Here is a 15336-nt window from a genome sequence, read left to right on the forward strand (position 1 = left end):
TGTCGTGCTCCTCAGCCGTTCTTGCGCACGACTTGGCCGTCGCGGCACATCAGGCACGCGGCGACGATGTCGTCTTCGAGGTTGATGACCAGGTTGCCGTCCTTGTCGAACAGCAGCTTCATGAAGTCCAGCAGGTTGCGGGCGTACAGCGCCGAGGCGTCGGCGCCGACCTGGGCCGGCAGGTTGGTCGGCCCGACGATGATCACGCCGTTCGACTGCACCACCTGGTCGGCGACGGTCAGCGGGCAGTTGCCGCCCTGGGCCGCCGCGAGATCAATGACCACCGAGCCGGGCTTCATTTGCGCCACGGTCTCTGCGCTGAGCAGGGTCGGCGCCTTGCGCCCGGGAATCAGCGCGGTGGTGATGACGATGTCGGCCTGCTTGGCGCGTTCGTGCACGGCCTGGGCTTGGCGTTGCATCCAACTGGCGGGCATTGGCCGGGCATAGCCACCGACACCTTCGGCGCATTCGCGTTCTTCATCGGTTTCGTAGGGTACGTCGATGAACTTGGCCCCCAGCGATTCGATCTGCTCCTTCACCGCCGGGCGCACGTCGGACGCCTCGATCACCGCACCCAGGCGCTTGGCCGTGGCGATGGCCTGCAGGCCGGCGACGCCGGCGCCGAGGATCAGCACGCGGGCGGCCTTCACGGTACCGGCGGCGGTCATCAGCATGGGCATGAAGCGCGGGTAATGATGGGCGGCCAGCAGCACGGCCTTGTAGCCGGCGATGTTGGCCTGGGACGACAGCACGTCGAGGCTCTGGGCCCGCGAAGTGCGTGGCGCGGCTTCCAGGGCGAAGGCGGTGACGCCGCGTTCGGCCATCTTGCCGATCAGTTCGCTGTTGAAGGGGTTGAGCATGCCCACCAGCAGGCTGGCGCTGTTGATCAGCGCCAGTTCCTGGTCATTGGGCGCGACCACCTTGAGCACCAGTTGCGCGCCGAAGGCGTCGGCGGCTTCGCCTAGCGTGGCGCCCACGGCTTCATAGGCACTGTCCGGAATGCTGGCGTTGAGCCCTGCCCCCCGTTGCACGGTGACCTGATGGCCCTGGCCTACCAGTTTCTTGATGGTTTCCGGGGTCGCGGCGACCCTTGTCTCACCCGTCTGCGTCTCGAGAGGAACACCAATGTGCACGACTATGTCTCCTGCGGTGACCTTTATTTTTATGGAAACCAGCGCACTTCGGGTGGTGCGGCTGGGCGGCCGTAGAGCACGACTCCGCCTGATTCGGGGGCGGGGGAGGCATTTTGCAGACGAACCCGAGGGCCTTCAACCGGTTCTGAAGCGAAACGAAGTTAAAACTACAAGTCACCCTGTGACCCTATGTCGCAACGAATCGGTAAGAAGCCGTCAAACTCGCGCTATCCGGAGCTTAGGAGAAATTTTGAAATTTTTTCAGCTGTTTTCGTCAACGGCTTGGTGAATGTCGCAAAATAAGCCGCAAAGCCGCGTGGTTACTAGGGTTGATGCGGATTTTTCCGCATAGTGGAACAGATTACGGATTTGCGACAAATCCATATATCTGTAGGTGTTCAAAATAATTGACTACGGGGTCAGCTTCCATGTTTCCCGTTAGTTCGTCGCCGCATATTGATGCGCCTGGGCCACCAGCCAGTCGCGGAAGGCCCGCAATGACGCAGACTCGACCTTTCGCTCGGGAATCATCAGATGGTAGGCCTTGTCGCTGGCCAGGGCATGCCTGTTAGCGACCACCAGCCTGCCCTCCTCCAGCTCGCGCTGAATCAGGAATGGCGGGATCAGCGCGACCCCCATCTCATGCATGGCCGCCTGGGCCAGCATGGAGAATAGTTCATAGCGCGGGCCGGTCATGTCGCGCTCCACGCTCATGCCGAGACCGTCGAACCATTGCCGCCAGGCGTAGGGCCGGGTGGTCTGCTGCAGCAGAGGCAGCTCGGCGATCTGTCCCGCGCCGAGGTCGCCCTGCCCGCCTAATAACATCGGGCTGCATACGGGCATCGGGTTCTCGCCCATCAGCCTGTGCGCCTGGGTACCCGACCAGTCTGCGTCGCCGAAGTAGATGGCGGCGTCGAAGGGTGTATCAGCGAACAGGAACGGGCGGGTGCGGTTGGTGAGGTTGACCGTGACTTCCGGGTGGCGCTGCTGGAAGTCCTTGAGGCGAGGCAGCAGCCACTGGGTGCCGAAAGTCGGTACGACCGCCAGCTCGATCACATTGGCGCCCTGCTGACGCATCACCGACAGCGTGTCGCGCTCCACCGCGTCCAGCTGCGAGGCCACCTGGCGACTGTAGGACAACCCGGCTTCGGTCAACTTCACGCCCCGCCGCGAGCGACGGAACAGTTCCACATTGAGGAAGGCTTCCAGCCCACCGATCTGCCGACAGACGGCGCCCTGGGTCAGGGCCAGCTCCTGGGCGGCCTTGGTGAAACTCTCGTGCCGGGCGGCCGCTTCGAAGCAGACCAAGGCCGTGGTGCTGGGGATCTTGCGGCGCATGTACGTCAACCTCACTTATTTGCCGTGTAATGCGGCTTTTGACTGATCACGGAGTGAGAAAATATCACTAAACCGTGCGCAATCCTCGTTTGTCCCGACGGCTGAACAGGCCTAGGATCAATGCAACAAGAACATCCGTCCCCACCTTCTCTCGAGGCATCCACACATGGCCGGTAAAGCAAGCTTCAACTGGATCGATCCCCTGCTGCTTGATCAGCAGCTCACTGAAGAAGAGCGCATGGTGCGTGACAGCGCTTATCAGTTCGCCCAGGACAAGTTGGCGCCACGTGTGCTCGAAGCCTTCCGCCATGAACAGACCGATCCTGCGATCTTCCGCGAGATGGGCGAAGTCGGCCTGCTGGGCGCGACCATCCCCGAGCAGTACGGTGGCAGTGGCCTCAACTATGTGTGCTATGGCCTGATCGCCCGCGAGGTCGAGCGCATTGACTCCGGCTACCGCTCGATGATGAGCGTGCAGTCGTCGCTGGTGATGGTGCCGATCAACGAGTTCGGTACCGAAGCCCAGAAGCAGAAGTACCTGCCCAAGCTGGCCAGCGGCGAGTGGATCGGCTGTTTCGGCCTGACCGAGCCCAACCACGGTTCCGACCCAGGCTCGATGATTACCCGTGCGCGCAAGGTCGAGGGTGGCTATCGCCTGACCGGCTCGAAGATGTGGATCACCAACAGCCCGATTGCCGATGTGTTTGTGGTGTGGGCCAAGGATGATGCCGGCGACATTCGCGGTTTCGTCCTGGAGAAAGGCTGGGCGGGCCTTAGTGCACCGGCGATTCACGGCAAGGTCGGCCTGCGCGCTTCGATTACCGGCGAAATCGTCATGGACAACGTGTTCGTGCCGGAAGAAAACATCTTCCCGGATGTCCGCGGCCTGAAGGGCCCGTTCACCTGCCTGAACTCGGCACGCTATGGCATCTCCTGGGGTGCGCTGGGCGCCGCCGAAGCTTGCTGGCACACCGCGCGCCAGTACACCCTCGACCGTCAGCAGTTCGGTCGCCCATTGGCCGCCAACCAGCTGATCCAGAAGAAGCTGGCCGACATGCAGACTGAGATCACCCTCGCCCTGCAAGGCTGCTTGCGCCTGGGGCGGATGAAGGACGAAGGCACCGCGGCGGTGGAGATTACCTCGATCATGAAGCGCAACTCCTGCGGCAAGGCGCTGGATATCGCCCGAATGGCCCGTGACATGCTGGGCGGCAATGGCATCTCCGACGAATTCGGCGTGGCCCGCCACCTGGTCAACCTCGAGGTGGTCAACACCTATGAAGGTACCCATGACGTGCATGCGCTGATCCTGGGGCGTGCGCAAACCGGCATCCAGGCGTTCTATTAATAGAGGAGCCAGGCCATGGGTGCGCTTTCCCATCTGCGGGTGCTGGATCTTTCCCGAGTACTGGCCGGCCCATGGTCTGGCCAGATCCTGGCCGACCTTGGCGCGGACGTGATCAAGGTCGAGCGTCCGGGCTCGGGTGACGACACCCGTTCCTGGGGGCCGCCCTTCCTGCGTGATGCCCAGGGTGAGAACACCAGTGAGGCGGCCTACTACCTGTCGGCCAACCGCAACAAGCGCTCGGTGACCATCGACTTCACCCAGCCGGAAGGTCAGCGCCTGGTGCGGGAACTGGCGGCGAAGTCGGATATCGTCATCGAGAATTTCAAGGTCGGCGGGTTGGCTGGCTATGGGTTGGATTACCAGAGCCTGAAGGCCGTCAATCCGAAGCTTATCTATTGCTCGATCACAGGCTTTGGCCAGACGGGGCCGTATGCCAAGCGTGCGGGCTATGACTTCATGATCCAGGGGCTGGGTGGGCTGATGAGCCTGACCGGGCGTCCGGAGGGTGAAGAAGGTGCCGGTCCGATGAAGGTAGGGGTTGCCTTGACCGACATCCTCACCGGGCTGTATTCCACCGTGGCTATCCTGGCTGCCCTCGCTCACCGCGACCAGGCCGGTATTGGCCAGCACATCGACATGGCACTGTTGGATGTGCAGGTGGCCTGCCTGGCCAACCAGGCGATGAACTACCTCACCACGGGTACTGCTCCGCGCCGGTTGGGTAACGCGCATCCCAATATCGTGCCTTACCAGGACTTTCCGACGGCGGATGGCGACTTCATCCTCACCGTGGGTAACGATGGGCAGTTCCGCAAGTTCGCCGAGGTGGCTGGTCAGCCGCAGTGGGCGGATGATCCGCGGTTTGCCACTAACAAGCAGAGGGTGGCCAATCGGGCCGAGCTGATTCCGTTGATTCGCCAGGCCACGGTGTTCAAGACCACGGCGCAGTGGATCGGGGAGCTGGAGAAGGCGGGCGTGCCTTGTGGTCCGATCAATGACCTGGCGCGGATGTTCCAGGACCCGCAGGTGCTTGCGCGTGGGCTGGCGGTGAAGATGGATCATCCGTTGGCGGGCAGCGTGCCTCAGGTGGCCAGCCCGATCCGGTTGTCGGAGACGCCGGTGGAGTATCGACAGGCACCGCCGTTGCTGGGAGAGCATACCGAGGCAGTGTTGGGGGATGTGCTGGGGTTGGATGCTGAGGCGGTGGAGCGGTTGCGGGTTGCTGGGGTGCTGTGAAGCTATATAGAGAGAGCGGGGAGGCCGACGGGCCTCCCCGCTTTGCTTTTGGGACTTCATAGATAGCGTTGTGGCTGGCAGGTGCCTGTCTTTAGATGGTGTTGGTTTTGAGAGGTGCCCGCCTTGATTTCTGTGGCGCCTATCAGATCGAGCGCCGCACGGCGGCGCTCGATCCCAACGGCGGTGCAGGTGCTGAGTGCACGCCTGGCGGCCCTGATGCGGTCTTTTCGCTAATTATTTGAAATTATTGAAATTAAAGGTTGACGGTGTTTCAGATCCCCTTATAATGCGCCCCACTTCCAGCGACAACGGAACGCGAAACTCCTTGAGAATCAACGAGTTAAGCGAGTTCGAAGGTGCTGGAAGGGCTTCGGTTTCAGATCGAAAGCGGTGAAAAAGGTGGTTGACAGCAGGTTGTAACGCTGTATGATTCGCCTCCCGCTACGAGAGATCGCAGCGAGTCAAGTGTTTGAAGTTGAACGAAAAACTTCGAAAATAACGCTTGACACGAAATGAGGTTAGCGTAGAATGCGCGCCTCGGTTGAGATGAAAAGCTCTTAACCAATCGCTCTTTAACAAATTGAATCAAGCAATTCGTGTGGGTGCTTGTGAGTACGGACTGATAGTCACAAAGATTATCAGCATCACAAGTGACCATGCGAGAAATCACATAGTCATTTGAGATTGCTGAGCCAAGTTTAGGGTTTCTTAAAAACCCAAGCAGTATTGAACTGAAGAGTTTGATCATGGCTCAGATTGAACGCTGGCGGCAGGCCTAACACATGCAAGTCGAGCGGATGACGGGAGCTTGCTCCTTGATTCAGCGGCGGACGGGTGAGTAATGCCTAGGAATCTGCCTGGTAGTGGGGGACAACGTTTCGAAAGGAACGCTAATACCGCATACGTCCTACGGGAGAAAGCAGGGGACCTTCGGGCCTTGCGCTATCAGATGAGCCTAGGTCGGATTAGCTAGTTGGTGGGGTAATGGCTCACCAAGGCGACGATCCGTAACTGGTCTGAGAGGATGATCAGTCACACTGGAACTGAGACACGGTCCAGACTCCTACGGGAGGCAGCAGTGGGGAATATTGGACAATGGGCGAAAGCCTGATCCAGCCATGCCGCGTGTGTGAAGAAGGTCTTCGGATTGTAAAGCACTTTAAGTTGGGAGGAAGGGCAGTAAGTTAATACCTTGCTGTTTTGACGTTACCGACAGAATAAGCACCGGCTAACTCTGTGCCAGCAGCCGCGGTAATACAGAGGGTGCAAGCGTTAATCGGAATTACTGGGCGTAAAGCGCGCGTAGGTGGTTCGTTAAGTTGGATGTGAAAGCCCCGGGCTCAACCTGGGAACTGCATCCAAAACTGGCGAGCTAGAGTATGGTAGAGGGTGGTGGAATTTCCTGTGTAGCGGTGAAATGCGTAGATATAGGAAGGAACACCAGTGGCGAAGGCGACCACCTGGACTGATACTGACACTGAGGTGCGAAAGCGTGGGGAGCAAACAGGATTAGATACCCTGGTAGTCCACGCCGTAAACGATGTCAACTAGCCGTTGGAATCCTTGAGATTTTAGTGGCGCAGCTAACGCATTAAGTTGACCGCCTGGGGAGTACGGCCGCAAGGTTAAAACTCAAATGAATTGACGGGGGCCCGCACAAGCGGTGGAGCATGTGGTTTAATTCGAAGCAACGCGAAGAACCTTACCAGGCCTTGACATGCAGAGAACTTTCCAGAGATGGATTGGTGCCTTCGGGAACTCTGACACAGGTGCTGCATGGCTGTCGTCAGCTCGTGTCGTGAGATGTTGGGTTAAGTCCCGTAACGAGCGCAACCCTTGTCCTTAGTTACCAGCACGTTATGGTGGGCACTCTAAGGAGACTGCCGGTGACAAACCGGAGGAAGGTGGGGATGACGTCAAGTCATCATGGCCCTTACGGCCTGGGCTACACACGTGCTACAATGGTCGGTACAGAGGGTTGCCAAGCCGCGAGGTGGAGCTAATCTCACAAAACCGATCGTAGTCCGGATCGCAGTCTGCAACTCGACTGCGTGAAGTCGGAATCGCTAGTAATCGCAAATCAGAATGTTGCGGTGAATACGTTCCCGGGCCTTGTACACACCGCCCGTCACACCATGGGAGTGGGTTGCACCAGAAGTAGCTAGTCTAACCTTCGGGGGGACGGTTACCACGGTGTGATTCATGACTGGGGTGAAGTCGTAACAAGGTAGCCGTAGGGGAACCTGCGGCTGGATCACCTCCTTAATCGACGACATCAGCCTGCTGATGAGCTCCCACACGAATTGCTTGATTCAGATGTAAAGACGATCAAGACCCAATACTAGGTCTGTAGCTCAGTTGGTTAGAGCGCACCCCTGATAAGGGTGAGGTCGGCAGTTCAAATCTGCCCAGACCTACCAATATGCGGGGCCATAGCTCAGCTGGGAGAGCGCCTGCCTTGCACGCAGGAGGTCAGCGGTTCGATCCCGCTTGGCTCCACCACTTTCGCAGTTGTGTCACTTGATCAGAACTTAGAAATGAGCATTCGTTGATGAATGTTGATTTCTGGCTTTTGTCAGATCGTTCTTTAAAAATTCGGATATGTGATAGAAATAGACTGAATGCCAGTTTCACTGCTGGTTATTCAGGCTAAGGTAAAATTTGTGAGTTCTGCTCGAAAGAGCGACGTGCGAATTTTCGGCGAATGTCGTCTTCACAGTATAACCAGATTGCTTGGGGTTATATGGTCAAGTGAAGAAGCGCATACGGTGGATGCCTTGGCAGTCAGAGGCGATGAAAGACGTGGTAGCCTGCGATAAGCTTTGGGGAGTCGGCAAACAGACTGTGATCCAGAGATCTCTGAATGGGGGAACCCACTCAGCATAAGCTGAGTATCTTGTACTGAATACATAGGTGCAAGAGGCGAACCAGGGGAACTGAAACATCTAAGTACCCTGAGGAAAAGAAATCAACCGAGATTCCCTTAGTAGTGGCGAGCGAACGGGGACCAGCCCTTAAGCTGGTTTGAGATTAGTGGAACGCTCTGGAAAGTGCGGCCATAGTGGGTGATAGCCCCGTACACGAAAATCTCTTGCCAGTGAAATCGAGTAGGACGGAGCACGAGAAACTTTGTCTGAACATGGGGGGACCATCCTCCAAGGCTAAATACTACTGACTGACCGATAGTGAACCAGTACCGTGAGGGAAAGGCGAAAAGAACCCCGGAGAGGGGAGTGAAATAGAACCTGAAACCGTATGCGTACAAGCAGTGGGAGCCTACTTTGTTAGGTGACTGCGTACCTTTTGTATAATGGGTCAGCGACTTATATTCAGTGGCGAGCTTAACCGAATAGGGGAGGCGTAGCGAAAGCGAGTCTTAATAGGGCGCTTTAGTCGCTGGGTATAGACCCGAAACCGGGCGATCTATCCATGGGCAGGTTGAAGGTTAGGTAACACTGACTGGAGGACCGAACCGACTACCGTTGAAAAGTTAGCGGATGACCTGTGGATCGGAGTGAAAGGCTAATCAAGCTCGGAGATAGCTGGTTCTCCTCGAAAGCTATTTAGGTAGCGCCTCATGTATCACTGTAGGGGGTAGAGCACTGTTTCGGCTAGGGGGTCATCCCGACTTACCAAACCGATGCAAACTCCGAATACCTACAAGTGCCGAGCATGGGAGACACACGGCGGGTGCTAACGTCCGTCGTGAAAAGGGAAACAACCCAGACCGTCAGCTAAGGTCCCAAAGTCATGGTTAAGTGGGAAACGATGTGGGAAGGCTTAGACAGCTAGGAGGTTGGCTTAGAAGCAGCCACCCTTTAAAGAAAGCGTAATAGCTCACTAGTCGAGTCGGCCTGCGCGGAAGATGTAACGGGGCTCAAACCATGCACCGAAGCTACGGGTATCACCTTTGGTGATGCGGTAGAGGAGCGTTCTGTAAGCCTGTGAAGGTGAGTTGAGAAGCTTGCTGGAGGTATCAGAAGTGCGAATGCTGACATGAGTAACGACAATGCGAGTGAAAAACTCGCACGCCGAAAGACCAAGGTTTCCTGCGCAACGTTAATCGACGCAGGGTTAGTCGGTCCCTAAGGCGAGGCTGAAAAGCGTAGTCGATGGAAAACAGGTTAATATTCCTGTACTTCCAGTTATTGCGATGGAGGGACGGAGAAGGCTAGGCCAGCTTGGCGTTGGTTGTCCAAGTTTAAGGTGGTAGGCTGAGATCTTAGGCAAATCCGGGATCTCAAGGCCGAGAGCTGATGACGAGTGCTCATTAGAGCGCGAAGTGGTTGATGCCATGCTTCCAAGAAAAGCTCCTAAGCTTCAGATAACTGGGAACCGTACCCCAAACCGACACAGGTGGTTAGGTAGAGAATACCAAGGCGCTTGAGAGAACTCGGGTGAAGGAACTAGGCAAAATGGCACCGTAACTTCGGGAGAAGGTGCGCCGGTGAGGGTGAAGCACTTGCTGCGTAAGCCCACGCCGGTCGAAGATACCAGGCCGCTGCGACTGTTTATTAAAAACACAGCACTCTGCAAACACGAAAGTGGACGTATAGGGTGTGACGCCTGCCCGGTGCCGGAAGGTTAATTGATGGGGTTAGCGCAAGCGAAGCTCTTGATCGAAGCCCCGGTAAACGGCGGCCGTAACTATAACGGTCCTAAGGTAGCGAAATTCCTTGTCGGGTAAGTTCCGACCTGCACGAATGGCGTAACGATGGCGGCGCTGTCTCCACCCGAGACTCAGTGAAATTGAAATCGCTGTGAAGATGCAGTGTATCCGCGGCTAGACGGAAAGACCCCGTGAACCTTTACTATAGCTTTGCACTGGACTTTGAGCTTGCTTGTGTAGGATAGGTGGGAGGCTTTGAAGTGGGGACGCCAGTTCTCATGGAGCCATCCTTGAAATACCACCCTGGCAACCTTGAGGTTCTAACTCAGGTCCGTTATCCGGATCGAGGACAGTGTATGGTGGGTAGTTTGACTGGGGCGGTCTCCTCCCAAAGAGTAACGGAGGAGTACGAAGGTGCGCTCAGACCGGTCGGAAATCGGTCGTAGAGTATAAAGGCAAAAGCGCGCTTGACTGCGAGACAAACACGTCGAGCAGGTACGAAAGTAGGTCTTAGTGATCCGGTGGTTCTGTATGGAAGGGCCATCGCTCAACGGATAAAAGGTACTCCGGGGATAACAGGCTGATACCGCCCAAGAGTTCATATCGACGGCGGTGTTTGGCACCTCGATGTCGGCTCATCACATCCTGGGGCTGAAGCCGGTCCCAAGGGTATGGCTGTTCGCCATTTAAAGTGGTACGCGAGCTGGGTTTAGAACGTCGTGAGACAGTTCGGTCCCTATCTGCCGTGGACGTTTGAGATTTGAGAGGGGCTGCTCCTAGTACGAGAGGACCGGAGTGGACGAACCTCTGGTGTTCCGGTTGTCACGCCAGTGGCATTGCCGGGTAGCTATGTTCGGAAGAGATAACCGCTGAAAGCATCTAAGCGGGAAACTTGCCTCAAGATGAGATCTCACTGGGATCTTGAATCCCCTGAAGGGCCGTCGAAGACTACGACGTTGATAGGTTGGGTGTGTAAGCGCTGTGAGGCGTTGAGCTAACCAATACTAATTGCCCGTGAGGCTTGACCATATAACACCCAAGCAATCTGCACACGAAGCAGATTGTGGTGGTGAAGACGATACGAACCGAAAGTTCGCAACGAACCACAAAGATCACATATCCGAATTCGCTGGAGTATCCATCTGGATCTTCTGGCAACAGAATTTCTTGACGACCATAGAGCATTGGAACCACCTGATCCCATCCCGAACTCAGCAGTGAAACGATGCATCGCCGATGGTAGTGTGGGGTTTCCCCATGTGAGAGTAGGTCATCGTCAAGATTCATTTCGCAAAACCCCTATCTGCGCAGGCAGGTAGGGGTTTTGTCTTTAAGTAGAGAGTACAGAGATTCGCTGGCACGTCCCACGGACGGACCGGCACACAGAATTTCTTGACGACCATAGAGCATTGGAACCACCTGATCCCATCCCGAACTCAGCAGTGAAACGATGCATCGCCGATGGTAGTGTGGGGTTTCCCCATGTGAGAGTAGGTCATCGTCAAGATTCAATTCCGAAGCCCCTGATCGCAATGCGGTCAGGGGCTTTGTCTTTTCCGCTGCGTAGAAACCGTACCCATTGATTGGGCACGACCTCTGTAGGAGCGGCTTTAGCCGCGATCAGCCGCGAAGCGGGTGCCAGGCACCGCGTTGTCCGCATCGCGGCTAAAGCCGCTCCTACAAATTTCCAGCAGGCACAAAAAAGCCGCTCCAAGGGGAGCGGCTTTTTGTTACGGGTAGATCAGCTCAGCAGGTTCTTCACATTCCCCATCGCCTCATCGGCAAACCCCTGGAGAAACGCCTGGAAGCCCGGCAGCGCCTCGGGGCCGCCCTGCCAAGGCTCGGCCTGGATGGTCCAGGTCGCGCGGCTGTGGTTGGCGTCGATCGCTTGCACCTCCATCGCAGCCCACAGGTTTCCGATGTTCAGGCTGGTGTAGATCAGGCTCCAGGTCATATGCATGGCCTGGTCATCGCGGGAATTGAGCTGCTCGATGACCACGTTGCCATCCTTGAACAGTTTCTTGCGCAGCGAACGCACACCGCTGCCGGTCATGTCGATGTGCGCGAGCGCGGGGATGAACACTGGGAACCCGGCGAAGTTGCCGACGATGTTCCACACGGCGGCGGCGGGCGCGGTGATTTCCACGCTGGAGACCACCTCGCACCCTTCAGGGTTGCGGATCAGGGTATCGGGTTTGAGTGCTTGCATGCTGTGTTGCTCCTGTTGTGTGAAAAGGGGTCATATGAAGCCGATGTCGGCCAGGTACTGGCAGCCGCGGCGCAGCAGTTCGGGGTTCTTGCTGGGGTACTGGGCGCCCATGCGCCTCACCCCGTCACGGGCGTTGGCATGGGCAATCCCGGAGATGTCGCCGATGTCTTCCTCGAAACCATCCAGGTAGAAGCCCAGGACGTCGTACAGCGCGTTGTCGCGGTCGACCCGGCGCAACTGGCGCTGCCACTGCTCGATGCTGACCAGCTCGAAGGCATGGCCCTGTTCACGGAACGAAGCCAGGTAGTCGCGCCAGCGCAAAGGCTCGGGGTTGTGCAGGTTGAACACGCATTGCCCGGCCTGGTGGCGGCTGCTGTGGAAAGCAATGAAGCGCGAGAGGAAGTCCACCGGCATCAGGTCGAAGTCGATTTCCAGGCCAGGTACCTGCCCCAGTTGCAGCGAACCCTTGAGCATCAGCATCAGGCGATTGCGCTGGGGCTGGCAGGCGCCGGTACGGCTGTCGAAGGTGATGTTCCCCGGGCGGAACAGGTTGACCCACACCCCTTGCGCGCGGGCGCGACTGAGGATGCGTTCACCGACCCACTTGCTCAGGTTGTAGCCGTTGCGGATGTAGATTGGCGGGGTGCTCGCCGGTTCGTCCTCCAGTACCTGGCCATGGCTGTCCACGGCACTGCAGGCGGAGAGGGTGGAGACGAAGTTGAAGATCTTCTTGCGCCGGCCCTCGCACAGGCGCAGGCACTCGAACAACGGCTCGATGTTGTCGGCGGCCAGTACCTGATAATCGAGCACATGGTTGACCTGCGCAGCGTTGTGCAGCAGGGCGCCATAGCCTTCGTCCAGGTAGTCGTAGTCGGCCTGTGACAGGCCCAGACGTGGCTTGCGCAGGTCGGCCTCGAAGACCTTGATGCGTGAGAGGTCGAGGGTGAGGTGGTTGTCACGCAACGACCGGGCAAAGCGTTCGGCGGCATCCACACCCTCGGCACTGCGCACCAGGCAGGCCACCTCGGTGGCCCCCCAATCCAGCAGGGCTTCGACCAGGTGCACGCCGAGGAAGCTGTTGGCCCCGGTGACGATCACCTTGTGCACATCGCCCAGGCGCTCGACAGGCAGTACCTGCAGGGCGAGGTCGCGGTTGGCGTCCTGCTCCAGGCGCTCCAGCGAGTGCTGTTGCGCCGTGTCGTCACCATCGAGCAAGGCACCCAACCGCTGCAGGGTCGGTTGTTCGATAAAGCGATTGATCGCCACGCCCTGGCCGAAGCCATCACGCACCGCCAGCAGTAACCGCGACAGCAGGATTGAATGGCCACCGAGGTTGAAGAAGCTGTCATCGATGGAAATGTCTGCTTCCGGCAGTTCCAGCAGTTCACTCCACAGGCCACGCAAGCGATGTTCGGTGGCGGTGCCCGGTTGCAGGCAATGGCGGGTGGGCAAGGCCAGTGGTCGCTGCGACAGCGCCTGGCGATCCACCTTGCCATTGGCGGTGTAGGGCATCTGCTCCAGCTCCTGATAGAACATCGGGCGCATGTAGTCAGGCAGGTGCTGCTCGGCGTGCGCGCGTAGTTGCTGTTCGGCATCTGCGCCGTGGCCATGGGCGACGAACGCAAGCACGCGGCGCTGGGCATCGATCACGACCGCCACCTGGGCGAACAACAGGCTGTCACGCAGGCAGTGTTCGATCTCTTCCGGCTCAACGCGAAAGCCGCGGATCTTCACCTGGTTGTCACGCCGACCGCACAACTCGATGCCCTGGGGGGTCCACTTGCCGATATCGCCCGTGCGGTAGGCACGTAGCGTGCGGCCGTCGGGCAGGTACACCTCGACGAAGCGTTCGGCGGTCAGCGCCGGGTTGTTCAGATAACCGAGTCCGACACCGGGGCCGGTGATGTAAAGCTCGCCTGCAGTCTGCTGCGTGACCGGGCGCAGGTCTTCGTCGAGGATCAGCACCTGGGTGTTGGCGATGGGCAGGCCGAGGTTGCGGTTGCTGTCGCCGCTGGCAAACACCCGGGTAGTTGCCAGCACGGTGGTTTCGGTCGGGCCATAGATGTTGTGCATCCGGCATTGCCCGGACAGCCGGGCGATGACTTCCGGTTCGCAGACATCGCCGCCAGTGACCAGATGCTCAAGGCCCAGCGGCATATCGCGCGGAAGGATGCTCAACAATGCCGGCGGCAGGAACGCATGGCTGACGTCCTGGCTGTGGATAAGTCGCGCCAGCTGTTGCGGGTCACGGCGCTGGTCTTCGCTGGGCAGCACCAGTTCGGCACCGCAGGCGAAGGTGGGCAGGATATCCAGCAGGGAAGCGTCGAAGCCGATGGTGGAGAACTGCAGCACTCGGCTGTGCCGGTCCAGTGCCACGTGCTCGCGATACCAGGCCATGAAGTGCGCCAGGTTGCCCTGGCTGAGCAGCACGCCCTTGGGCAGGCCCGTGGTACCGGAGGTGTAGATCGCCACGCAGGCCTGGCCGGCGCAGGCCGGGCGCTGTGCCAGTGTGGGCAGGTGGGCGTCCTCGGCTTCCGGCAGCGCGCGTACATCCAGGTGCCGTATATCCACGGCTTCTTGGCCGTCGTGCAGCAGCACACAGGCATTGGCGTCCGCCAGGATGCGTTGACGACGTTCGACCGGGGTCGCCGGGTCCAGGGGTAGGTAAATGGCCGAACAGCCCAGGATCGCCAGCAAGCTGGCATAGAGCTCGGGCGACTTGGCCATGCACACGGCGACCACCGGAGGGTGCTCGCCAGCCTCTGGCAACAGCGGCAGTAGCGTACGCTGGATCGCCACGGTGCGGGCGTGCAGCTGCCGATAGCGGTAGCGCTGGCCGTCGCGATTCAACGCTGTGCGTTCGGCGTGTTGGCGCAGGCTGTGCTCCAGTTGCCCGATCAAGCCGGTCTCGGCCTGTTCCAGGAGGTCGGCGCGCAGCGTGCGGTTGAACGGGTGCCGGTAGGCCAGCGCCTCCAGCCAGTCCAGGCCATGTTCGCGCTCCTGCACGCCGGGGCTGACAGCGGGTGCGTCCTGCAGGTACTGCGGGTTGCGGGCGTAGCGGGTGACCTGCAGGGCGAGCAGGTCGTTCAGGGCTTGCAGGGTGTCCTCACGCAGTTGCTGGCCGTTGCCGGAGGCAGGCGACGGTACGGGCAGGCGTTCGATCAGCCGCTGGGCGCTGGCACTGCCGCACCAGCACAGGGTCTCGAGGCGTGGCAGGGTTTCGGCGAAGCTGGCACCCAGGCGCAGCCTCAGCAGGGGCGTCGCGTCCAGCGATTGCCAGTCGCTGCTGTTCAGCACCAGGCTGCCGTCCTCCACCACCAGGTGCGGGCGGGCGATCAGTTGTCGGCGCAAGGCGTCGGCGTCGTTGGCGGTGGTGATGCCATGGCCGTGTTCGTCGAGCCGCTGGGCCAGTTGCCCCAGGGCGGGGCTGTGGCCCACCAGGAGTATGTCGAGGCGTCTCATC

At 58.9% G+C, this 15336-nt stretch carries 6 protein-coding genes, 2 tRNA genes and 4 rRNA genes; 8 read left to right on the forward strand and 4 right to left on the reverse strand.

What is annotated here, in order from left to right; genetic code table 11:
- Window positions 1–11: 11 nt before the first annotated feature.
- Window positions 12–1133, reverse strand: coding sequence for a Re/Si-specific NAD(P)(+) transhydrogenase subunit alpha (locus tag JYG34_RS00580; RefSeq protein ID WP_213659070.1), 1122 nt, complete (start codon window positions 1131–1133; stop codon window positions 12–14).
- A gap of 438 nt (window positions 1134–1571) precedes the next feature.
- Window positions 1572–2471 (reverse strand): LysR family transcriptional regulator, encoded by a 900-nt coding sequence (locus tag JYG34_RS00585; protein ID WP_213659071.1) that lies wholly within the window; start codon window positions 2469–2471, stop codon window positions 1572–1574.
- A 166-nt stretch (window positions 2472–2637) separates the two neighbouring features.
- On the opposite strand from JYG34_RS00585, the gene JYG34_RS00590 reads away from it, so the two are divergent.
- The 8 genes from JYG34_RS00590 to rrf (JYG34_RS00625) all read left to right on the forward strand — a co-directional run bounded on the left by JYG34_RS00590 (window position 2638) and on the right by rrf (JYG34_RS00625) (window position 11171).
- Window positions 2638–3819, forward strand: coding sequence for an acyl-CoA dehydrogenase (locus JYG34_RS00590; protein ID WP_213659072.1), 1182 nt, complete (start codon window positions 2638–2640; stop codon window positions 3817–3819).
- 15 nt (window positions 3820–3834) lie between these two features.
- Complete coding sequence (locus JYG34_RS00595) at window positions 3835–5055, forward strand: CaiB/BaiF CoA transferase family protein (RefSeq protein ID WP_213659073.1); 1221 nt, start codon at window positions 3835–3837, stop codon at window positions 5053–5055.
- A gap of 728 nt (window positions 5056–5783) precedes the next feature.
- Window positions 5784–7320: ribosomal RNA gene (locus JYG34_RS00600) — 16S ribosomal RNA — on the forward strand.
- A 78-nt stretch (window positions 7321–7398) separates the two neighbouring features.
- Window positions 7399–7475 (forward strand) — tRNA-Ile (locus JYG34_RS00605).
- Window positions 7476–7481: 6 nt separating this feature from the next.
- Window positions 7482–7557 (forward strand) — tRNA-Ala (locus JYG34_RS00610).
- A gap of 243 nt (window positions 7558–7800) precedes the next feature.
- Window positions 7801–10693: ribosomal RNA gene (locus JYG34_RS00615) — 23S ribosomal RNA — on the forward strand.
- 137 nt (window positions 10694–10830) lie between these two features.
- A 5S ribosomal RNA gene (rrf, locus tag JYG34_RS00620) occupies window positions 10831–10946 on the forward strand.
- 109 nt (window positions 10947–11055) lie between these two features.
- Window positions 11056–11171: ribosomal RNA gene (rrf, locus tag JYG34_RS00625) — 5S ribosomal RNA — on the forward strand.
- The 16S, 23S and 5S rRNA genes sit together here with 2 tRNA genes alongside, the layout of an rRNA operon.
- Window positions 11172–11405: 234 nt before the next feature.
- Here the strand turns inward: rrf (JYG34_RS00625) and JYG34_RS00630 are convergent.
- Together JYG34_RS00630 and JYG34_RS00635 are read right to left on the reverse strand one after the other, a co-directional pair.
- A complete protein-coding gene (locus JYG34_RS00630) occupies window positions 11406–11873 on the reverse strand; it encodes an SRPBCC family protein (RefSeq protein WP_213659074.1) in 468 nt (155 codons plus the stop codon).
- A 30-nt stretch (window positions 11874–11903) separates the two neighbouring features.
- Window positions 11904–15335, reverse strand: a complete 3432-nt coding sequence (locus tag JYG34_RS00635; RefSeq protein ID WP_213659075.1) for an amino acid adenylation domain-containing protein — start codon at window positions 15333–15335, stop codon at window positions 11904–11906.
- Window position 15336: the final 1 nt, after the last annotated feature.

This window comes from Pseudomonas entomophila (genome assembly GCF_018417595.1).
Taxonomy (GTDB): Bacteria; Pseudomonadota; Gammaproteobacteria; order Pseudomonadales; family Pseudomonadaceae; genus Aquipseudomonas; species Aquipseudomonas entomophila_C.

Excerpts from the sequence above, each read along its gene's own strand:
- JYG34_RS00590 (WP_213659072.1), top strand. The coding sequence starts at position 2,638 with ATGGCCGGTAAAGCAAGCTTCAACTGGATCGATCCCCTGCTGCTTGAT.
- JYG34_RS00595 (WP_213659073.1), top strand. The coding sequence starts at position 3,835 with ATGGGTGCGCTTTCCCATCTGCGGGTGCTGGATCTTTCCCGAGTACTG.
- JYG34_RS00635 (WP_213659075.1), bottom strand. The coding sequence starts at position 15,335 with ATGAGACGCCTCGACATACTCCTGGTGGGCCACAGCCCCGCCCTGGGG.
- JYG34_RS00585 (WP_213659071.1), bottom strand. The coding sequence starts at position 2,471 with ATGCGCCGCAAGATCCCCAGCACCACGGCCTTGGTCTGCTTCGAAGCG.
- JYG34_RS00630 (WP_213659074.1), bottom strand. The coding sequence starts at position 11,873 with ATGCAAGCACTCAAACCCGATACCCTGATCCGCAACCCTGAAGGGTGC.